Consider the following 21,615-nt stretch of genomic DNA (forward strand, 5'->3'; position numbering starts at 1 on the left):
CATGTAAAGTCTTACGGGGAAATTTAGTGTCGACACAATCGATCGATTCGAAAGATCTTCAGATCTCGGATGTCTTCAAGGACTTTTATCGCGTTCCTGATTATCAACGCGAGTATGTCTGGGGCGAGTCCGACCGCAAGGGAGAGCGCGGTGACGAGGTCGATAAGTTCCTCGACGATATTTACCGGGAGTTGGATGCTGCAGATGGCAAAGAGCCACCTGAATACTTCATTGGCACGATCGTAGTGTGCAAAGGCGAAGATGGCGTGTTCGATCTGATCGATGGTCAGCAGCGCATGACTACGTCCTTCGTGACCCTTTGTGCGATCCGCGATGCGCTCGAAGATCTCGACGCGGACATCCCTGACACGCTGACGTCGCAAATCGCGGTGGCATCGACAGACTGGAAGGGCGACACCGTCGGCCGCATGCGCCTCGATCTGCAATATGAAGACGCGCAAGGCATTTTGGCCAAATATGGCGAAGGTGAAGGCTTCGATGCGCCAGCGGAAGGCACGCGTTCAATCACCAATCTCGCGAACGCCTATAAGGCGGTGCGCGAATTCCTGACTGCAGAACTCTCCGATGACCCACAGAAGATTCGGCTGTTCTATGGTTATTTCACCAACAAAGTGAAGCTGATCCGCATTGAAACGCCAAATGTAAGCCGCGCGTTGAAAATCTTCGAGACCATCAATGATCGCGGCGTCGGGCTCGATGCGATGGATCTGCTCAAGAACCTGCTGTTCATGCATGCCGATGCGACGCAGTTCGATGCCCTCAAGAGCGTTTGGAAGGATCTGACCCAGACCCTTTACGATGCCGGCGAAAAGCCACTACGCTTCCTTCGCTATTTCATCATGGCCAATTACAGTAGCGACGAGAAGCTTCGCGAAGACGAGATTTACGGCTGGCTCTCGAGTCATGCCAAGGAAACTGGGCACGAGCATAACCCGGTAGGCTTCGCCGACAAGCTCAAGGCTGCTGCGACAGCTTATGCATACTTCCTCGATGGAAAGGGACCAGATGGTAAAGATGTTCGCGCTGTCGCGAACTCGCGTAAACTGGGTGGCAGTGCGATCAAGCAACATTTCATCCTTTATTTGGCCGGTCGTCATCTGAGCTCGCCTATGTTTGCGAGACTGGCACGCGAAATCGAAAACCTGCTGTGCGTATGGCTGATCGCGGGTGTCCCTGCCAAGGACTACGAACGGCAGATTGCTAAGGCCGCGAAAAAGCTTCAGACTGTATCGACGCAAGAGGATCTTGATGATTTCATTAGCGAATACATTTCGTCGCAAAAGCGTCGACACTGGGACGATTTCCATCGCTGGATGGCTACCATGCACACGTGGGATTTGCGCCAGTATCGCCTCAGGTATTTGCTGGCCAAGATAACGCAGCACGTCGAGATCGAAGCGCGTGGTAGCGACGGGCTGGAAGACCTCGGTCACTTTCTCGATACGAGAAACGATATCGAGCATATTTACCCGCAAACACCCACCGATGCTGCATCGGAAGAATTCGGCGAGATAGGCGAAGACGAGGACATCGTTGAGCGTCTTGGAAATCTGCTGTGAGTTGAGCAGGCGATCAACCGGGCGGCGGGCAATAAGCCATACTCTAAGAAGCTCCCGCATTATGACAGTTCGTCATTCATTTTGGCTCGATCTCAGGGGACCATCAAGCTCAACGGGGTGAATGATCAGATAACCCAGACCGTCAAACGCCTGCGACCTGAAACGGAATGGAACGTCGAAGCGATCGAACGGCGGCAGAACTGGATGGCTGACCGGGCAATGGAAGTTTGGGAGGTGCCGGCGAAGGCGGAATCCACAGACGAAGCGGCAGAGTAATTCGTGAGTAAGTTCGTTGAAGACCACGTCGAGGAGGCGGCCCTCGAATGGCTCGGTGATCTGGGCTGGACGATTGCACGCGGACTTGACGTGTCGCCGGACGGTCCGAAGCCTCTGCGCGCTGCCTACCAAGATGTGGTTCTGCTCAACCGTCTCCGCGATGCAGTGGCGCGCCTCAATCCTTCGATACCGGCTGACACGCGCGAAGAGGCCATTCGTCGTCTATTGGCTAGCGAAACGCCTTCGCTAATCGAAGAAAATCGGCGACTTCACCAATATCTGATCGAGGGCGTGCCCGTCGAATTCTACGACGACGGCAATATGCGCGGAGACCGGGTTCGCCTGATCGATTTCGGTGGTATCGGCGGGCTCGATCAAAATGACTGGCTTGCGGTGAACCAGTTCACGGTTATCGAGCAGGGACACAATCGCCGTCCAGATGTGGTGCTGTTCGTCAACGGCTTGCCGCTCGGCGTGCTCGAGCTGAAAAACCCAGGCGATGAGAACGCGACCCTGTCCGGCGCCTTCAACCAGCTCCAGACTTATAAGGCGCAAATACCTTCGCTGTTTCGAACCAATGCTGTCCTGGTCACCTCTGACGGCATCAAGGCGCGGGCCGGTTCTCTGACTGCCAATGAAGAGCGGTTTATGCCTTGGCGCTCAATCGATGGCGAAACCATCGCGCCTACAAGCGATCCCCAGCTCGAAACTCTCATCAAAGGGGTATTGGACCGGGGCAACCTGCTTCGACTGCTGCGCGACTTCACAGTGTTTGGCGATACCGGCAGGGGGATTGTCAAAATTGTCGCGGCGTATCATCAGTTCTTCGCTGCCCAGAACGCCTTGTCAGCAACGCTTCGTGCTTTGCCCTATGCGACTGCTAGAGGCGACGGCCCGTTACGCGAAACTCCGCTCAACTATGGTCTGCCAAGTCAGACAGAGCAGGGGCCGGGAGACAAGAAGATCGGGGTCATCTGGCATACGCAGGGTTCGGGCAAGAGCTTGCTGATGGCGTTCTACGCGGGTCTGCTCGTTCGCGATCCTGCGTTGGAAAATCCCACTATTGTCGTCATCACGGACCGCAATGACCTCGACGATCAGCTGTTCGGCACCTTCTCTATGTGCAGCGATCTCATCCGCCAGAAGCCGGTTCAGGCCGATAGCCGCGATGATCTGCGCACGCAGCTTGACCGAGCGGCTGGCGGCGTCATTTTCACGACGATCCAGAAGTTCGCGGCGGCCGAGGGCGAGGAAGAACTCGCACCTGTAAGCGAGCGTCACAACATCATCGTGATGGCAGACGAAGCTCACCGATCCCAATACGGTTTCCGCGCGCGCATCGACACCAAGACTGGCAAACGCGCTTATGGCCACGCGAAGTATCTTCGCGATGCGCTACCAAACGCATCTTTCATTGGGTTTACCGGGACGCCGATTGAGAAGGACGATGTGAATACGCCAGCGGTGTTCGGCGGCTATGTCGATATCTACGATATCAGCCGTGCGGTCGAAGACGGTGCTACAGTGCCGATCTATTACGAAAGCCGATTGGCGCGCATCGAGCTGCCGGAAGACCAGGTGCCACTTATCGATGCCGAAGTGGAGGAACTGACTGAGGACGAGGTTGCCTCGGATCAGGAAAAGCTGAAGGCGCGCTGGGCCGCAGTCGAGCGTTTGGTCGGCTCTAAGGCACGGTTGAAGCTCGTCGCCATCGATCTGGTCGAGCATCTCGAACGAAGGCTTGAGGCTTTAGACGGCAAGGCAATGGCCATTTGCATGAGCCGCCGCATCTGCGTGGCGCTCTACAATGAGATCGTCGCCCTTCGTCCGGATTGGCATTCCGACGATGTGTCGCAAGGCGCAGTGAAGGTAGTGATGACCGGCAGCGCTTCAGACCCGCAGGAATGGCAACCGCACATCGGCGGCAAAGCGCGCCGAGATGAGCTGGCTCAACGTGCCAAGGATCCGACTGACCCCCTCAAACTCGTGCTGGTGCGCGATATGTGGCTCACGGGCTTCGATGCTCCGTCGATGCACACGATGTATATCGATAAACCGATGCGCGGCCATGGTCTGATGCAAGCAATCGCGCGGGTGAACCGCGTTTTCCGCGATAAGGAAGCCGGGCTCGTTGTCGACTACATCGGTATAGCGCAAAACCTGAAAGCAGCGCTCGGTATTTATTCCCCTTCTGACCGAGAAAAGACCGGAATCGACGAGAAGCTGGCGATCCGGGTCATGCTCGAGCGGTTCGAAATCGTCAGCGCCATGTTCCATGGCTTCGATTGCGGGCCTGGAATGCATGGAACACCGAGCCAGCGATTAAAATGTCTCGCTGAAGCGCTCGAGTGGATTTTGGCTCGTCAGCAAGAAGCGGCGCAGAAGGAAACGACCGACGAAGCGAGGAAGGCCGCGCACCGTCGTTTTCAGGATGCGGTTCTAGCGCTAAGCAAGGCATTTGCCTTGGCGTCCGCAAGCGATGAAGCCAAAGCCATCCGCGACGAGATTGCCTTCTATCAGACTGTGCGGGCCGCTCTGGTCAAAAGTAGCGGGGCGACCAAATCCAAAAAGGACCGCGAACTTGCGGTTCAGCAATTACTCGACAGATCGGTCGTTTCGACGGAGATCGTCGATATCCTGCAGGCGGCGGGTATGGCCTCGCCAGACATCTCGATCCTGTCCGATGAGTTCCTGGCCGAAATGCGCGATAGCGAGCGGCCTAATCTGGCGGTTGAAGCCCTAAAGAAGCTGCTGGCCGATAAGATCCGGTCCAGGTCGCAAACCCACGCTGTCGAGAGCCGGAAATACTCCGAGCGTCTAACGGCCGCCATCGCACGTTATCACACGAATGCAGTCAGCACCGTCGAGGTGCTGCAGACGCTGATCGAACTCGCGAAAGAGATACGCGAAAAAATGGCGAGAGGCGAAGAGGGAGGTTTATCCGAGGAAGAGATCGCCTTTTATGAAGCGCTGGCGGACAATGAGAGCGCTGTCGATATCATGGGGAACGATAGCCTCAGGATCATCGCTGCTGAACTCGTCCAAAACCTCAAGGCTAATGTCAGCGTAGACTGGGCGCATCGCGAAGCCGCACGTGCGAGAATGCGAGTTCTGGTGAAGCGGATTCTGCGAAAGTATGGCTACCCGCCAGACCTTCAGGACGCTGCCGTTCGAACTGTCATACAGCAGGCTGAATTGCTTGCCGAAGCTTGGTAGCTATTGGGTCTGCGAAGTGATTGATAACTGATGAATTTAATTCGTGTTGGGCAACTGAATCGAAACGAATTTCGCTGACGAAGTGATAATCAGACCGGAATGACAGATACTGCAACTCAAAGCGCCATCATGCGGGAGCCCAAATGACCGGACCTCGCAAATCGGATATTAAAGTCCGGGAAGTCAGAGTGCCGCTGGTCGACGCTGCCATCTTGGCAGTGGCTTCCAAGGTATCGCTTCAGAGTGATTTTTCTCTCAACGAAGAAGATGAGGCGGTCCTAGCCGCGCTTCGCAGGGCTCATCCAAGCGCAGGGGATACGAACGAAGATCTCGGTCGCTGGCTCTCACAGATGGACAATATTCAGATTAGTGGGGTCGTCAGCAATACCAAGGGCGTGCTCCACGAGATGCGTTTCGTGGAAATGGAAAACGCTGATGGCGACACGATCTATGCCGCTCAATTCGCCGCAACGAACCATGCTGGATATGACGTCGTATTTTCCGACAGTGCCAGCGGAGCGGAATGGGTAACACAATTAAAGGCGACCAATTCTGAAGCCTACGTGAGAGAATGGCTTGAGAAGCATCCCGATGGCGAAATTCTGGTGACTTCCGAGCTTGCTGAACAAATGGGACTGGAAAGCTCCGGTATCACAAATGAAGATCTCACTATTGATACCGAGCGGCTAATCGACCGCCTCGTGTCTGCCGAGCACGGTGACGCCATCTGGAACTATGTCCCTGGCCTTACAGCTCTTTCGATCGCGGTGGTAGTTTATCGATTGCACGAGCGTCTAAAGAAAGGTGAGATAGCCAGAGATGAATTTGCACGGATGGTCGCCAAAACAACCGGCAAGAGTTCGGCGCGCGTTGTGCTGCTCGCCGGCCTCTTAAGCATCCCGGTGGTCAATATTGCTACCGGCCTTGCATTAATTTCCAACTTCCTCAACTCGGCCGGAATAGTCGAGCGTTGGAATACATATATCGACAAAAAGCTCGCGCTAATGGAGGCCATCGCACCATTCGAGAGCGCTGTATATACCGAAAGACTAAGTATTGAGCATGCAATGAAGTCCGCTGAAAAGGAGCTTCAGACGGACTTAATGTTGAGCAAACAAGATGATGCATACAGACAGAAATTCCTGGAGCGAGTCCGAGAATTCAGCGCAATCTTGAATGAGCATCGCTCCCCAACCGATGAGCCGATCTTCGAATATGTTGATCCGGATACGGTCGTCCCTCCGGAGCACCCGCGAGGCGAGGTTGAAGATGCCATCCGCGAAAAAGTCAACGAAATCCATAACGAACGCAGGGAACTATTTGAAAGAGCGAGATCATTTCTGAAAGACGAACGCCTGCATCCCTACTTCCTTCGGTCGCTTCAAGAGTGCGTGGGATCTAGTGGTGTAAAACGTCTAACTGCCGCGACTGTTGCTCAACTTTGAATATCGCAATCTAAATTATTTGAGGATAAAGTTTGTCTTATCGCATCGCATTTGTGCGTTTTAATAAAGGTGGTCAGACATATCCTGTCAATTGCGACCGGTCCGATTTTGGCGGGGGCGAAATAGTTGTCGTTCGGATGGGCGGCCATGACCGCCTGCTAAAAATCGCTGAGATCGATCGTGTCGAGTTTTTGAATTGGCGGTGCAAGAACTCAATTATATGCAAACGCTCAGAGTGGCAGGCCGACGGCGTCGGTAGCTACTCGATAAAGCGGGAAACGCCGCCTCGGACTATCGAGACAATAGACGGGCTTGAATTTGAGCTTTCCAAGATCGGCTGGGTTCGAACTCGCTTGAGTTCGCACGTCTACCGAAGTGTCTTTGTAAGGACGTTCGACGCTAGAGGAGCAGCGATCGGAATTCGTCGTAATGGCATCGATTTTCAGATCTACGATGCGTCCTTTGAGGGTTCCCTGCAAGACCGACTACAACGCTTTCCTGATGGTTCGAGAAATCTTGTTAGGCATAATTTCTACGCATCCGAGATCGATTTGCTAGAGTATACGAAGAAATTCGCACTCTGCGCGAATAGGCCAGTTGATGAACTTCAGAACTTCTTCAAACCCATTGGGCGGAAGCAGCCTCCTCCGTCGCGAGAGCGAAACGAATTGCATGATATCGCGGAAGCAATTGGGGATGCGATGACTGATACAGAACGCGATGCGTTCGGATCTTGGTGAACTAGGAGCATCCCTACATATCGCTCTAGACCGACGAGCTTGAGCGCCTCTTGCGCGCTTTTCGCGGCTGCCGAAGCCGTTTCGGCAGCAGATTAATAGGGTGAGGGTCGAGGTCTTCGGTAACCTGTGGGATGGCTTCAGCTGCTTCGCGCAACAAATTCATATGCACTCCTGAATATCTGCCCGCAGTTTGGGAGGTCTGCTTGTGGCCGACATAATCTGCACGAAGTTCTTCGGAAATGCGGCCGGCTTTCATCGCGTCGATTACGGTATGCCGGAAGGAATGATTGGCTTGCCCCTTAGTAAGAAAAGGGAGTTTGGTTGCGAGGTGCACCCACCGCGTCTTGTAAAAGCCGTATCCCAAGGTCCCGATACCGCTTTCTGGCAGCAGTTCTGGAAACAATAGCCATTCGCCTTCAGAGCGGAGCGCTTCCACATATTTGTCGAAGCCCAGCCGAAGCAATTCGCTTGCCACTGGGTTAACGCGCTCGGAACTGTCCGTCTTTAGCCCGCGAAGTGAATTCGGCTTTATCTGGATTTGCCAATGCCCGGCCTCGAATTCGATTTCGTCGAGTTCAAGGCTGCTGATCTCGTCGAGGCGCATCCCGGTATACCAGTCAATCATCGGGACCCAATACCAAGAGTCATGGATGATGGTGCTTCCGGGATGCATTCGACGCTTTGGTGCGGACGCTCCAGTCCACGGCGGCAGGCTGAAGATCATCCGCCCCTGCTCTTCGGTATAGCGGGGTCGTTCGTCACGGGCATTACCCCGCTTCTTCATGATAAAGGCGCCGTAATCGAGCTCAGCGATCGGGTGATGACGCGAAAACCAGTTTGTCAGCTGGCGCAGAAGGACAAAATGTCGATTGGTCGTCGACAGCGCTAGGCCAAGGTCTTTTCGGGTCAACCGCGTCGGTGCCGCGGCTCCGTCATTGCCACCCTCCGGTTTCTTCTCGCCCTTCTCTGCAAGCTTCTCGTTCTCGGCGATGAGAGCCGCATATTCATCAACGATCTCGAAAATGGTCATTTCCTGCTGCTTCGGCGATCGCAGGAAGGTCGCACCGTGCACGTTTTCGAAGCAATTATTGAGGTTCACCAGATCATCGTGCGTAATCTGCGCAAGCGGCCGGCCTTCCATAACCTGCTCTAAGAGACGCGCGGAGGCTCGCGCCTGCTTGCGCGTATTCGCTTTCCAAGCCTGCCCGTTCTTCCGTCTTGAGTTCCCGTCCTTGCCGCCGGTCTTGGGGTTGTGCTCGAAGAATTTTTCCAGCGCTTCGGTTGCCGTCATGGTTGCATAAGGGCCCGGCGCCGCGGTCTGGGGAGGGGGAGGCGCGGAAGGGACCGGCGGAGAAACGACATACTGCGGAGCGGGCTCGTATTCGCTTCGCGGGACGGGCGCGTAGGCTGAACCAGGATTGGCCAACACTTCTCGGAACTCGCGTATCGCTACGATGCGGGCCTCATTCACCACCTTGCGCGCCATGGCCTCACGTAGCGCCGACTGCTCGACGCCTAGCTCAGCCAGCCGCGCGACCGCGGCCTGTTCGGCTCCCTCGTGCTCAATCGAGGCAGCGAGATCCGACCAGGCGAGGACCACGATGTCCTCATCGTCATTGTCGGGGTCGACGCGGGCCACGAGAAAATCCTCGATCTTGCCCTGCATCGCGCCATCCTGCGCGGCCATCTCGCTTGCGCCCAGCCGGAGCGTCAGCGCGTTGCCGATATCATCGTGATCATCGGGCGGCAGCACGTGAAGGCTGGCATGCATGGCTTCCAGCCGATCGCGTTCGACCAGTATCTGGCGGCGGAAAATCTCGGCGCGCTGCGCGGCATTGAGGCCGTCGCGCGCCATGTTGCTTACAATGCCCATTGCGACCCTCTCGCAGATCAAGGTCAGCGCGGGCGCGAGCAGGGCCGCCCGGCGCCGGCTGGTTGTCTTGAGCGAGAGACGTAGCCGGAAAGGCTTATCAGCCCCTAAACGTATGAGTTTACGGTAGTAATACGTGCCGTGCTTGCGGGTGACGTTCTGAATGCCACACATATATCGTGGTCCCCTTCCGTGGCACCCTGCCGTGGCGAACCACGGCAGGGCTGGAATGGGAAACGAGACCTTTCAGATACTTGGACGATTTCCGGCAGGGGTTCCTGTCACCCCTGCCATTATCTGGTTTTTCGCTCGCCGATCCGGGCCAGCGTCCTCGGTGCTATTCCCTCCGCTATGCGGCGGGGCACCTGCGGGCAGGCAGTCGTCCTTGCAACGCCTGCAGCGTCTTTCCCGCGCACACTTTCACCACCCGCTCATCCTGAGGAGCAGTCGAAGCCGAAGGCCGAGCGCATCTCGAAGGACCGCTCCAAGGGTCCTTCGAGACGAGCCTTCGATGCGCCGCTTCCTCGGCTGCTCAGTCTCCCCTCAGGATGAGCGGGAATGGGAGAAGCTGCACAATTTCAATGCAACACATGTCGCCAGCGCGATGCATACTTTTGCGCGGCCCGGACCCCGCACTTGCTGCGAGATGAGGATTCAATACCGAGCGAAAGCCCGCCAAATCCCTCGATCGAGCCCCCTTTCCGCCCATCATTGCGTAAACCTGCGGGAACCGAATGCCGCCCCGGCGATTTCTATAAACAAATCTGAAATAAAGTTTGCCAAGGAGATCAGGGACATGACTGTTGCCCCTATTCGTACGTCGGGTCGAGACAATTGGTCGCGGCCCAAACCTTTCAACGATGCGACCACGCGCCGCATGAAATACGGGCCGATCCGCCCGATGGAAGAGCCCGGCCTGCTCAAACGTTGGTTCGGCATGTAATACGCGGGGGTTTCACCGCGATCGAAAAAGCCCGCCGGCGTCTGACCAGACGCCGGCGGGCTTTTCTTATGCGGCCCGCTCACACGCCAACGGCGCCGCGTCAATATTCGTTGGGCTCTTCGACCGTTTCCGCGCCATAGGTCGGCCCGGCATCCTTCATGCCCTTGGCGAGCTTGAACACCACGCCCGAAAGCAGCAGCAGCGCGAGAAGGTTCGGCAGCGCCATCGCCGCGTTGGAGATGTCGCCAAGGCGCCAGACCAGCTCCGAAGGCTGCGCGGCGGCGAGGAAGATCACCACGCACCACAGCACGCGCCAAATGACGTGCAGCACCTTCTCGCCTCCGCGCGAAGAGCCTGGGATGCGATCATAGATGAAGGTGATCGCCCGCTCGCCGTAATAGCTCCAGGTCAGCAGCGTGGTGAAGACGAAGAGGATCAGCACGATGCTGGTCACCAGAGTGCCGATGGGAACCCCTGCGATCAGAGCGGGGAAGGCCGCGGCGAACGCGCCGCTGGTCATCTCGAAGCCCACGCGGTCCGACTGCCAGGCGTAGTTTACCGCTTCTGCGCCGGCCATGAAGTCGCCTCGCACCGATAGGATCACGAGGGCCGTCATCGTGCAGATGACGATCGTATCGATGAACGTGCCGAGCATCGCCATGCGCCCCTGCGATTCGGGATCGTTGGTCTGCGCCACCGCATGCGCGATGGCGGTCGAGCCTTGCCCTGCCTCGTTGGAGAACAGCCCGCGCGCCACGCCCGCGCGCAGTGCGATGATGATCGCAGCGCCGGCAAAGCCGCCTACCGCCGATTGCGGGTTGAACGCGCCGTAGAAGATGAGGCCGAAGGTCGCCGGGATCTCGGAGAAATTGAGGATCAGCGCCAGCAATGCGATGATGATGTAGGCGCCCGCCATAAAGGGAATGACCTTTTCGGCAACGCTCCCGATCGACTTGATCCCGCCGATAATGACGATGAAGACGAGGATCGCGATGACCAGCCCGCCGACCCATTCCTCGATCCCGAACAGTTCCTGCATTCCGTCGGCAACCGCGTTGGCCTGGATCGAATTGCCCGTTACCAGCGCCGAGAACAGCGTGCCGAGGCAGAAGACCACCGCAAGCCAGGTCCATTTTGGCCCCAGCCCCATGACGATATAGGTCATCGGCCCCCCGCGCTTCACACCGTCGCTGGTCGTCTCACGATAGCGGATGGCGAGCGAGCCTTCGGCAAAGGCGAGCGCCATGCCGAACAAGGCGGTGATCCACATCCAGAAAATCGCGCCCGGCCCGCCCAGCGTAATAGCGGTGGCGACGCCGGCTAGGTTACCGGTGCCCACTTGCCCGGAAAGCGCGGTCGAGAGCGCGGCGAAGGGCGAAATCTCGCCCTCTCCCGAACCTTTGCGGCCCGCGAACAGCCCGGTAAAGGCGCTGCCCAGCTTGCGCAACGGATAGAATTTCAGGCCGATCATGATCCACAGGCCGATCCCCAGCAGGGCTATCGTCATCGGCGGGAAAGGGATGAGTTCCTCCCCGTTCCACGTCCCGCCCCAGATGAAATCCGAAACATTGGTGATCGGCGCGATCCAGGCTTCCGCGCCCGATACGTCTGCAGCCATTTGCGGCTATCCCCTTGGCAAATATTCCCTGAGCGTAACGGACGGCCCCACTCCCGCCCGCTTTGAAGCCGCGCACGCTAGAGCGGGCCGCGGCGCTTGCATAGCCCCGATGCGCGGGGGGTCGTACATAGCCCCGATGCGCGGGCGTGCTCTCGCTTCCGGCGACTCCAATCCCCAGTTGATCGCTCTTGCTTTCGCGCGCTTTGCACCATAAAGGCGTGAGCACATCCAAAATCGGTGGAGCGCCCGCCCTTTCGCGACCTTGTCCCGGAGGGCGACGGGTCCTACCTGAAACACGGTTAGACACGCGGGGAACACCCTCCCCCATCGAACATTCGTGCGAGGCGAAAAGGCGGTCCACATGGCGGAAATGAAGAAAGCCGAAACCCCCAAACGCAAGACGAGCATTCCCGAATTCGTCAATCAGGTGCGCACTGAGACGAGCAAGGTCGTCTGGCCGACGCGCGAGGAGACGATCCGCACCGCGATCTTCGTCTTCATCTTCATGGTGCTTCTCGCGCTGTTCTTCTTCGGGATCGACAGCCTGTTCAACGCAGTCGTCAACTTCCTGCTGACGCTCGCCTGAGCGACCCGATTCCCTGAGCGACCCAATCCAAGGACCATCCATGTCACGCTGGTACATCATCCACGCCTATTCCGGTTTCGAAAACAAGGTGAAGGAAGCGATCCTCGCCGAGGCCGATCGCCTGGGGCTCGCCGAAGGGGTCGAGGAGATCGAGGTGCCGACCGAGACGGTGACCGAGGTCAAGCGCGGCAAGAAGGTGCAGACCGAGCGCAAGTTCATGCCCGGCTACGTCCTCGCCAAATTGCGCATGAACGACGACATCTATCACCTCGTCAAGAACACGCCGAAGGTGACCGGTTTTCTCGGCAACAACAACAAGCCGCAGCCGATCTCCGAACGCGAGGCCGCGCGCTATTTCGGCGGGGTCGAGGAAGCGAAGAGCGCGCCCAAGCAGCAGGTCAATGTCGACTATGAGATCGGCGACCAGGTCAAGGTGCTGGACGGGCCGTTCGCGAGCTTCAACGGCGTGGTCGAAGAGCTTGATTTCGACAAGGCGAAGGTCAAGGTCTCGGTCTCGATCTTCGGCCGCGCGACCCCGGTCGAATTGGATTTCGAACAGGTCGAACTGGTAAAGTAGGCGCCGGGGCGCGGCGCCCGTACGCGACGACGCCGGGAAAGCGTTTGGCGGGGCGGGGCGAAATGCCTAGCTTGCGGCGCAAATGACGGATCCGCGCAAACCTCCGGTCACGATCACCCGCGTCGCTACGGCAGGGGAGGAGGCGGCGCGCGCATCCCAGCCGCCGCCCGCAACCGTGCGCGACCTCACCAAGCTCTATCGCAGCGGCGAGGTGGAAAAGGCGCTCGAGCAAGCGCGCGCGCTGGCGATGAAATATCCCGCCAGCCCGGGTGCCTGGAACATTCGCGGCGCGGCGGCGCGCAGCCTGGGACAGCTGGAAGAGGCGGAAGCGAGCTTCGTCAAGCTGGGCGAATTGCAACCCCTTTTTGCCGGCGCACCCTACAATCTGGCGCTTGTGCTCGACAAGAAGGGACGCAGCGAGGCGGCGATCAAGGCCTATGAAAGCGCCATCGCACTCGATGCCGGCCTGTTCCAGGCGCATACCAATATCGGCATTATCAAGACCCGCATGAACGATCTCAGAGGCGCGATCCTTTCGCTCAAGCGCGCGCTTGACCTGCATCCGCAATCTCCCGAGACGCTGAACAGTCTGGGCACCGCCTTGAAGCGCGCGCAGCGGCCCGGCGATGCGCGCAAGGCCTTCGAGCAGGCGCTTCACTTCAATCCCGACTTCGCGCAGGCGCGATTCAATCTGGGCGTGTTGCTGGAGGAGATGGGCGAGCCGCAAGACGCGGCGGCGGCTCTACGCGCGGTGCTGCGAGTGAAGCCCGACCACGAAATCGCCCGCGCGCATCTCGCACATCTTCTGGCGCGTTGCTGCGACTGGGATGCGATCGCCGAGCAGCGCCGCGAAATCCGCAGGCTTGGCGTCGAAACGCCCGGCGTGCCACCCTGGCCGCTGCTCGCTTTCGAGGACGCGCCCGAGCGGCAATTGGCGCGTGCGAAAAGCTGGGCGCAGCGCCGTTTCCCGTCCTCCCCGGCCCCACCGCAATTCGCCCGACCCGAGGCCCGGCCCGAGCGGCTGCGCATCGGCTATCTTGGCGGCGATTTCCACGATCATGCGACGACGCACCTAATGATGGGCATGCTCGCCGCGCACGATCGCTCGCGCTTCGAGGTGCACGCGCTCAACTATGGCGAGCAACCCGAAGACGCCTATCGGAAAAAGGCGCGCGCGGCGGTCGAGCATTTCCATGACATAGCCCGCCAACCCAACACCGCTATCGCCGAGCGGGTGACTCAGATCGGCTTCGACGTATTGATCGATTGCAAGGGCTATTCGTCGGGCACGCGGCACGAAATACTTGAGCGCCGCCTTGCGCCGGTTCAGTTGCATTATACGGCGTATCCCGGAACCCTGGCTGCGCCCTTCATCGATTATATCGTCGCCGATCGAATTGTAGTCCCGCCCGAAGCGCGCGAGTTCATGGCGGAGCGGCTCATTCGCCTGCCGCACAGCTATCTTCCGATGGACGACCGCCGCGAGATCGCGCCGCTCCGGACGAGCCACGCCGATCACGGCCTGCCGGAGGGTGCCTTCGTCTTTTGCTGCTTCAACGCGTCCTACAAGATCACCGCGCGCGAATTCGACATCTGGATGCGCCTGCTCGCCGAAGTCGAAGGAAGCGTCTTGTGGCTGTTTCGCTCAAATCCACTGGCCGGAACCAGTCTGAGGGCGCAGGCCAAAAAGCGCGGCATCGATCCCATGCGCCTGGTCTTCGCCGAACGCCTGCCCAATTCCGACCATCTCGCGCGTCATGCCCATGCCGACCTGTTCCTCGACACTTTCGCGGTGAATGCCCACACCACCGCGAGCGACGCGCTGTGGGCCGGCCTGCCGCTGGTAACGCGCCGCGGCCAGCAATTCGCGGCGCGGGTCGCGGCCAGTCTGCTGGAGGCGGCGGGTCTGAGCGAACTCATCACCGCAAGCGACGAAGAATACGAAAGGCTGGCACTCTCGCTGGCGCGCGATCCGCAGCGTCTGGCAGCAATCCGGCAAAAGCTCGCCGAAAGGCGCGATACCGCGCCTCTGTTCGACACCGCTCTCTATACGCGCCACTTCGAGGCGGGGCTCGATGCGGCGTATGAACGCTGGCGCCGCGGCGACTCACCGGCGGATATCGACGTCACTCGCCTTCCGGGCTGAGGCCTACCGCGCTCATGATGAGCGCCCAGAGTTGACTGGTCACACGGCGGGGCGAGGGGCGTGGGGACATGCGCATCGCGGTCGCCATCGCAGTGCGCACAGCGCCGATGATCGCCGCGCCAGCAAGACGATCGTCGATATCTGCCGGGATCTGACCGCGTATCTGTCCCGAGCGCACATTGCGCGCCGCGCGCTCGATCAACGCCTGCTGCATGGCATGTTCGCGCGCGATCAACCCTGGATGGCTCAGGTGCGAGAAGATCGTCTCGGCAAGCGGATCGGCATAGAGGAAAGCGATCGTATCCTCGAGCCGCTCGCGCTCGCGGATGGGCCATGCGATATCGGTGCCGGCCGGTCGGTCGATCACCTGCGCATAGCGCGCATAGAAGCGTTCGATCACCCCTTCGATGACCCCGTCCTTCGATCCGAAATAATGGTAGGGGAGGCCGTTCGATACCCCCGCTGCGCGCGCCAGCTGCCCGATCTCGAAGTCGCCTCCGGTATCGATCATTAGCGCTTCGGCGGCATCAAGGATGGCCTCGATCTTCGCCGCGCGCTTCGGATTGGGCCTGGTCTGCGTGTCGCTCATCTTGCCGTTTCGGAGTTTTGAATTGAATTCGATTTAGAATCAGAGTAGGGCCACTTGTGAGAATTGACAAGAAAGGATGAGATCCCATGGCGAGCGTGATGGAGGCCACCAACGCCAATACGCTGGAACAGGAACTGGCACCCTATCTCGGGCAGCGCCCGCTGCACGAAGTTTTCGCTGAGTTCGACCGCGAGGGTTACGTCATATTCGAGCGCGTACTCGGCGCTGCGGCGGTCCAGCGCCAGATCGACGCGCTCGAGCTTTGGCTGGGCAAGGATGTGCGCGGGCGCAACAATTTCGAGGGTGCGGATTCGAACCGCATCTACGCCATGCTCGCCAAGGATCCGGTCTTCGCAGAGCTCGTCGCCCACCGCCTCCAGCTTGCATTCGGCGAGCGCGAGCTTGGCCGATCGATGCTGCTCTATGCCTGCCTTGCGATCAACCTGCTGCCCGGCGAAACCGCGCAGCCCTGGCATTTCGACGACAGCCATTGCGGCCTCGCCCGACCTCGCGCGCCGCTTTCCATGTCGACCTTCTGGTCGCTTACCGACACGACAGAAGAGAACGGCGCGACCGAGATCATTCCGGGCAGCCACCTGTGGGGAGACGAACGGCCAGACGGCGCCTCCGGACCGGAAGATTTCCTGACCGGAAAAGTCGACAAGATCGATGGCGCAGGCGACACGGGTCAGGCGATCAAGGCGACCATGCCGGCGGGATCGCTGATGATTGCGAAGGGGACCTTGTGGCACCGCGGCGGGGCGAACCGCTCGCACGCCCGCCGCCTGATCGTCACCCCGCAATTCAGCGTCGGCTGGGCGCGCCCGCTCGAACAGCAATTGCTGGCCGTGCCGCCCGAAAAGGCGGCCAAGCTGCCAGAGCGCGTGCAGGGGCTGCTCGGCTATTCGATCCACGAACCCTTCATGGGCTATGTCGACGGGATGCATCCCAAACGGGTTTTGAAGAACCTTGAGGCCGCTACCGTTCGCAGGCGCTTGGGGTCTCGGTGTTAAGCCGGGTCGCACGGCGCAAGGTGCGGATGGCGGCGCGCCGCGGCCCGCACTTCCTGAGCTGGAACCGCACCTTGCGCTCGGCGAAATCGAGGCTGACCCGGCGGAACGTCTCCATCAGATCGGTGCCGAGCAGAAGCGCGGGTTCCTGATCGATCCCGAAAACGGCAAAGGGCGGCACGTCGGCAAAGGCGATGGCGACGTTGCTGAAGCTGATCGGACCGAGCTCGAGCTTGTTGATGATGGCGAATTCGATCGTCTGCCGCGCGCCGGTCACGCCGAAAATCTCGGCGGTCTTGATATCCTTGGGACGCCGCTTGATGATCTCGTTGCGCAGGGCGGTATTGCCGATCGTCACCTCGCTGCCGGTGTCGACGATCGCGTCGACCTTATGCCCTTGCGCCTCGACTTCGGTGAGGATCAGCTGACCGCGCTTCAACCGCCCGGTGACGATGATCTCGTTGCGCCCGAAATCCGTCGGCTCCTCGTAGCGATCTTCGAGGGTGATGACGCGCTTTTCGAAATCGAGCATCAGCCGCTGCTGTCTGACCGCATCGAGCCCGATCATACCGTCCCCGCCGATATCGCCCTCGCGCAGCACAGGGAGTTCGAGGTCGTGAATGGTCGAGGGGCCGAGCTCGATCGTGTCGACCAGCGCGCGCTCGACCAGTCGGCTTTCGGTCATGGCATGGAGCAGGACGGGCTCGCCCGGCGGCAGGCCGAGGCGCTCAGCGAGGCGGGTGCCGATGACCGAGGTGTCGGCGCCGCTATCGACCACGAATTTGTGCGGGCCGGTGCCGTTGACCTCGACCTCGACGGTCATGCGACTGCGCAATTTGCGCGCCTCGACCTCGTCGCCGCCGATCGCGAGCTCCTCGTCGAAGTCGGCGGGCGGCAATTCGGGCATGCGCACCGGGGTGTCGTCTCCGGCAGGTTCGTTCGGTTGCGCGGTCGCGGCGCTGGCGGGAAGGCCAAGCGATGCGAGGCACACGACCGCGGCGGCGCGGCAGGCGAGGAGGCGAAGATATCCCATACATTCAATATAGCAGGTTAGCAGCCAAATGGCGCATGACCATTCGATGACGGTCATTCGATCGCACGCAAAAGACGCATCGCGATCCAGTTTCCTACTCGGCTGCGCATCCGTATTCCAGCAAACATGCCCTTGCCTGTTCGCCACATCCGCGCCCCTCAGCGCCGCCGTCCAAGAGTGACACCACTTCGCTTACAGAGTGACGGTTTCGCGCGCCGGAGAGTAACACTTTACCGCGCAAAGGTGACGCTTTCCCAGACCAGGGTGACACATTGCGGCGCAGAGTTACGCTTTTGGCGCCCTAGCGCGACACTTCGGCATTCTTGCCTCAGGACCGTGTTCCACTTGTTCCACCCTGTTGGATGCCGCCGCCGGCGCTTGGACCCACCGAAGCGCTTGCATCTGCGGGCGAAAACGCTATGTGCGCCCCTCCTACCGACAGTGTGGGTATCCGTGCGGGAGCTTCGGGACATCGGAGCGCTGGACCGCTCAACATGCGCCCGCGTTCGACGCGAACCGGGCAACAGTGCGAAAGGAGGCCAGTGATGGCCAAGAAGATCGAAGGCTATATCAAGCTGCAGGTGCCCGCAGGCACCGCCAATCCGAGCCCGCCGATCGGCCCGGCGCTGGGTCAGCGCGGCGTGAACATCATGGAGTTCTGCAAGGCGTTCAACGCCGCGACGCAGGACATGGAGAAGAACGCTCCGATCCCCACCACGATCACCGTCTACGCGGACCGCTCGTTCACCTTCACCACCAAGACCCCGCCTGCCAGCTACCTGCTGAAGAAGGCCGCCAAGGTGAAGAAGGGCTCGGGTGAGCCGAACAAGGACAAGGTCGGCAAGATCACGCAAAGCCAGATCAAGGAGATCGCCGAGACCAAGATGGCCGATCTCAATGCGAACGACATCGACCAGGCGATGAAGATCATCGAAGGCTCCGCCCAGTCGATGGGCCTTGAAGTGGTGGAGGGCTGAACCAATGGCAAAGCAGACCAAGAAGCAGAAGGCCGTCGCCGAGCTCAACCCCGGGAAGCTCTACACCGTCGACGAGGCGATCTCGACGCTGCGCGAGCACAAGGCGAAGTTCGACGAGACGGTCGAGCTTGCGATCAATCTCGGCGTCGATCCGCGCCATGCGGACCAGATGGTGCGCGGCATGGTGTCGCTTCCCAGCGGGACCGGCAAGGACGTGAAGGTCGCGGTCTTCGCGCGCGGCGACAACGCCGAGAAGGCGAAGGCGGCCGGGGCCGACAAGGTGGGCGCCGAGGACCTCATGGAAGAGATGCAGAACGGCGATCTCGACTATGACCGCGTCATTGCGACCCCGGACATGATGGGCGTCGTCGGGCGTCTGGGTAAGGTGCTGGGTCCGAAGGGCCTGATGCCGAACCCCAAGCTGGGCACCGTGACCCCGAACGTCGAACAGGCCGTCGAGGACGCCAAGGGCGGTCAGGTCGAGTTCCGCGTCGAGAAGATGGGGATCATCCACACTGGCATCGGCAAGCTCTCCTTCAAGGACGAGGACCTGAAGGCGAACTTCAAGGCGCTGACCGACGCGATCGTGAAGGCCAAGCCGTCGGGCGCCAAGGGCAAGTACGTCAAGAAGGTCTCGCTAACCTCGACGATGGGCCCGGGTCTGAAGCTCGACCTTGCCGAAGTAGAAGGCGCGTAAACCGCCTTTCCTACACGATAACCGAACGCTTAGAGGGGGTCGGAGGCCAAGGCGCTTTCGGCCCCCTTTCGTGTGCAAGGATTGTCGGAAAGGGATCAGGCTTTCGGAAAGATCCCCGGGCTCGCGCGTTTATGCCCCAAAGGAGCATATCCACGTGAACACCAAAGCCGTTCTCATCGTCCTGGGTCTCGCCGTGCTGGTCGCGACCTTCTTCATCGACAGCCGCCTGACCCCGGTCGTAGGTGCGGCGCTGTTGCTCGGCGCGCTGGTTTATGGCTGGGCCGCCAATCGCCGAGCGGCAGATGCCAATCGGGAGAAGGCCGAACGCGCGACTGCCCGCCAGAAAGCCGCCGAAACCGGCCCGCGCGCGCCGGACCAGTAAGCAAGGCAAGCTGCGGCGGCGTTTGCCTCAGGCGCGCAGGAGCGAGCGCACCTTTGCCAGCAGGCCGAGCCGTCCGGCCGTCATCCGGGCCGCTGCGACGGCGGCGTCGAACGCCTCGCGGCCACGGGTAAGCGAGCGATTGGCCAGCGTCGGTTCGAGCAGCAGAAAGCTCGAACATTCGGCGCAGGCTGTGCCGAACCGCTCCTTATGGGCGCCTTCGCCTTCGGTGAAGTCGAACCAGGCGAAGCGGCCTTCGTCAAACAGGTGTTCGAGCGCCTCCAGTTGGAGGACGGTGCCGGGCGACAGCGCCTCGAAGGCGGGATCGTGCCCGACATGGGTATAGACCAGCGTGCGCCCGCGGACCTCAAGCGCGAGATAGGCGAGCGGGCGCCCCGCCGCCTCGAGCAGGAAACAGCGCCAGCCATCCTCGCCCGCCGATGCGATCATGCCGCGGCGTTCCTCAAGCGCTTCCGGCAGGCCCGCGTCCAGCAGTCGCGCCTGGTAGGTCGCCCGCGACAGCGGCAGCGCACGTTCGAGGAAAGCGGCGACTTCCTCCGCGGTGCGAAAAGCGCTGATCCGATAGTCCCCCGCCTCGCGCGCCAGCTTCCTGGCCTTGCGGCGCAAGGTCGAACGGGTCTTGCTAGAGAAGCGCGCCATATAGGCCTCCAACCCCATGCCCATGTCGACATAGTGCCGACGAAATTCGACCCGGCCGCCGACCAGATGCTCCGGAAACCGCGCGAGGATTGCGGGCACCGCGGGGCGCGGGGCGGAGATGACCTCGAGCCCGTCGGGTCCGGGCGCGGGCGGGACGGGTGCTGTGTGGTTGTCGCTAAGGATGGTTTCGAGGTCGAAGTTCCAGCGCGCGACTTCGCGGCGTGCGCTGAACACCCGGCGCGAACCGACGGTAAAGTCGATCTCGGTGGTAACGCTCACAGCGCACCATAGAGCGTGTTGGAGGCGAATTGCTCTGCATAGCGCCACCCGGTACGCGCGGCGCTGGGCGGGAGCAGGGGGCTGGGCGCGGAGGCAGCGGGAGCGACCTTCGGCGGATCGCTCGCGTAGGTGGCGCTGGCCAGGCCCTTCATGCTCGCGATGGTATGGCATAGCCCTTCCAGCCGCCGCTGCACGATGCGGTTCGCGGCGAGCGTGCGGCGGTTGATAAGCTCGAAACTGTGGCTGACCAGCGTGAAACTCTCGCGCTCCTGCTCCCTCGCATGGCGCAATGCGGCGCGCATTTCGGCAAGGGTCAGCGCGGTGATTTGGGCATGGCGCTGACCGCCGCCGAGTTCGCCGATGCTGCCCACCGGCACCTCGATCACGCCCGCATGGTGCAGCGGGTCGCGTGCTTCGGGCCCGAGCGTAATTCGGCTCGCGCCTGGCAAAGCCGGGCAATGGCTGGAATCGTAGGCGATCCCCAGGTCCGCTAAGGCGCGCAAGGTGTCGTCGTTCGCGCCATAGTTACCGGCTCGAAACGCGACCGGAGCCGGCGCGCCCGCCATCATCAGGGTGCTCCGGGAATAGTCGAGGATTGCCAGTTGGTCTTCAAAAGCGAAGTCGTAGAGGTTCTGCCCTGATGCGCGGATGCCGAGCGGATTGGCCGCGCCCGCCGCCGCCAGCCATTCGGTGTGGCAGTGCAGCTGCACGTCCTGTCCGGCCTCGACGATCGGTCCCACCACATCCTCGATCGCGGCCACGCCCCAAACCAGCGCGGGCATCGGATCGACGAAGAACACCGCCTTGATTCCATACTCCGCAAACAGCGCCAATTGATAGGGCACCCCGCGCGGGCCCTCCGTCGTCTTGCAGGCAACCGAACGGGCGAAGTTGTCCTCTCGATCACGCGCACCCACCCCACGGCAGAGACCCGAGGAATATTCGGTGTCGATGGTGATGTAGACCCGCGTCATAACGCGCTTTGCCTTACCGG

At 60.3% G+C, this 21,615-nt stretch carries 17 protein-coding genes and 1 pseudogene; 12 read left to right on the forward strand and 6 right to left on the reverse strand.

Features of this window, described 5'->3' with window-relative positions; genetic code table 11:
* Nucleotides 1-26 precede the first annotated feature (26 nt).
* From V2I30_RS13545 to V2I30_RS13560, 4 genes and pseudogenes are all read left to right on the forward strand, one after another.
* A pseudogene (locus V2I30_RS13545) lies at nt 27-1,856 on the forward strand (DUF262 domain-containing protein).
* A gap of 3 nt (nt 1,857-1,859) precedes the next feature.
* Entirely contained in the window at nt 1,860-5,072 is a 3,213-nt protein-coding gene (locus V2I30_RS13550; protein ID WP_330662705.1) for a type I restriction endonuclease subunit R, read from the forward strand.
* Between the two features lie 143 nt (nt 5,073-5,215).
* Complete coding sequence (locus V2I30_RS13555; protein ID WP_330662706.1) at nt 5,216-6,517, forward strand: hypothetical protein; 1,302 nt, start codon at nt 5,216-5,218, stop codon at nt 6,515-6,517.
* Between the two features lie 32 nt (nt 6,518-6,549).
* Nucleotides 6,550-7,257, forward strand: coding sequence for a hypothetical protein (locus V2I30_RS13560; RefSeq protein ID WP_330662707.1), 708 nt, complete (start codon nt 6,550-6,552; stop codon nt 7,255-7,257).
* A gap of 25 nt (nt 7,258-7,282) precedes the next feature.
* On the opposite strand, the gene V2I30_RS13565 is transcribed toward V2I30_RS13560, so the two are convergent.
* Complete coding sequence (locus V2I30_RS13565; RefSeq protein ID WP_330662708.1) at nt 7,283-9,301, reverse strand: site-specific integrase; 2,019 nt, start codon at nt 9,299-9,301, stop codon at nt 7,283-7,285.
* A gap of 622 nt (nt 9,302-9,923) precedes the next feature.
* Here V2I30_RS13565 and V2I30_RS13570 point away from each other — a divergent pair.
* Complete coding sequence (locus tag V2I30_RS13570) at nt 9,924-10,070, forward strand: hypothetical protein (RefSeq protein ID WP_330662709.1); 147 nt, start codon at nt 9,924-9,926, stop codon at nt 10,068-10,070.
* A 100-nt stretch (nt 10,071-10,170) separates the two neighbouring features.
* Here V2I30_RS13570 and V2I30_RS13575 read toward each other — a convergent pair whose 3' ends face one another.
* Complete coding sequence (locus V2I30_RS13575) at nt 10,171-11,688, reverse strand: alanine/glycine:cation symporter family protein (RefSeq protein WP_330662710.1); 1,518 nt, start codon at nt 11,686-11,688, stop codon at nt 10,171-10,173.
* Nucleotides 11,689-12,049: 361 nt separating this feature from the next.
* Between V2I30_RS13575 and secE the strand changes: the two genes are divergently transcribed.
* From secE to V2I30_RS13590, 3 genes are all read left to right on the forward strand, one after another.
* Nucleotides 12,050-12,274 carry a preprotein translocase subunit SecE gene (secE, locus tag V2I30_RS13580; protein ID WP_330662711.1) on the forward strand — a complete coding sequence of 75 codons (225 nt, stop codon included), beginning with the start codon at nt 12,050-12,052 and terminating at the stop codon, nt 12,272-12,274.
* 40 nt (nt 12,275-12,314) lie between these two features.
* Nucleotides 12,315-12,851 (forward strand): transcription termination/antitermination protein NusG, encoded by a 537-nt coding sequence (gene nusG, locus V2I30_RS13585; RefSeq protein ID WP_330662712.1) that lies wholly within the window; start codon nt 12,315-12,317, stop codon nt 12,849-12,851.
* 82 nt (nt 12,852-12,933) lie between these two features.
* A complete protein-coding gene (locus V2I30_RS13590; protein WP_330662713.1) occupies nt 12,934-14,997 on the forward strand; it encodes an O-linked N-acetylglucosamine transferase, SPINDLY family protein in 2,064 nt (687 codons plus the stop codon).
* Here V2I30_RS13590 and V2I30_RS13595 read toward each other — a convergent pair.
* A complete protein-coding gene (locus tag V2I30_RS13595) occupies nt 14,978-15,586 on the reverse strand; it encodes a TetR/AcrR family transcriptional regulator (RefSeq protein ID WP_330662714.1) in 609 nt (202 codons plus the stop codon). The genes V2I30_RS13590 and V2I30_RS13595 overlap by 20 nt on opposite strands.
* Nucleotides 15,587-15,672: 86 nt before the next feature.
* On the opposite strand from V2I30_RS13595, the gene V2I30_RS13600 reads away from it, so the two are divergent.
* Nucleotides 15,673-16,599 (forward strand): phytanoyl-CoA dioxygenase family protein, encoded by a 927-nt coding sequence (locus tag V2I30_RS13600; protein WP_330662715.1) that lies wholly within the window; start codon nt 15,673-15,675, stop codon nt 16,597-16,599.
* Here V2I30_RS13600 and V2I30_RS13605 read toward each other — a convergent pair.
* Nucleotides 16,565-17,629, reverse strand: coding sequence for a retroviral-like aspartic protease family protein (locus V2I30_RS13605; RefSeq protein ID WP_330662716.1), 1,065 nt, complete (start codon nt 17,627-17,629; stop codon nt 16,565-16,567). The two genes, V2I30_RS13600 and V2I30_RS13605, sit on opposite strands and share 35 nt — an antisense overlap.
* A gap of 545 nt (nt 17,630-18,174) precedes the next feature.
* On the opposite strand from V2I30_RS13605, the gene rplK reads away from it, so the two are divergent.
* The 3 genes from rplK to V2I30_RS13620 all read left to right on the forward strand — a co-directional run bounded on the left by rplK (nt 18,175) and on the right by V2I30_RS13620 (nt 19,685).
* Entirely contained in the window at nt 18,175-18,606 is a 432-nt protein-coding gene (gene rplK, locus V2I30_RS13610; RefSeq protein ID WP_330662717.1) for a 50S ribosomal protein L11, read from the forward strand.
* Nucleotides 18,607-18,610: 4 nt separating this feature from the next.
* Nucleotides 18,611-19,303: a 50S ribosomal protein L1 gene (gene rplA / locus V2I30_RS13615; protein WP_330662718.1), complete on the forward strand. Its 693-nt coding sequence runs from the start codon at nt 18,611-18,613 to the stop codon at nt 19,301-19,303.
* A 154-nt stretch (nt 19,304-19,457) separates the two neighbouring features.
* Nucleotides 19,458-19,685 (forward strand): hypothetical protein, encoded by a 228-nt coding sequence (locus V2I30_RS13620; protein ID WP_330662719.1) that lies wholly within the window; start codon nt 19,458-19,460, stop codon nt 19,683-19,685.
* Between the two features lie 27 nt (nt 19,686-19,712).
* Here the strand turns inward: V2I30_RS13620 and V2I30_RS13625 are convergent, their stop codons facing one another.
* Nucleotides 19,713-20,621: a GNAT family N-acetyltransferase gene (locus tag V2I30_RS13625; RefSeq protein WP_330662720.1), complete on the reverse strand. Its 909-nt coding sequence runs from the start codon at nt 20,619-20,621 to the stop codon at nt 19,713-19,715.
* Nucleotides 20,618-21,595, reverse strand: coding sequence for a polysaccharide deacetylase family protein (locus tag V2I30_RS13630; protein ID WP_330662722.1), 978 nt, complete (start codon nt 21,593-21,595; stop codon nt 20,618-20,620). The genes V2I30_RS13625 and V2I30_RS13630 overlap by 4 nt, the downstream gene beginning before the upstream one ends.
* Nucleotides 21,596-21,615 lie beyond the last annotated feature (20 nt).

This window comes from Erythrobacter sp. (genome assembly GCF_036351135.1).
In the GTDB taxonomy this organism is placed as follows: domain Bacteria; phylum Pseudomonadota; class Alphaproteobacteria; order Sphingomonadales; family Sphingomonadaceae; genus Erythrobacter.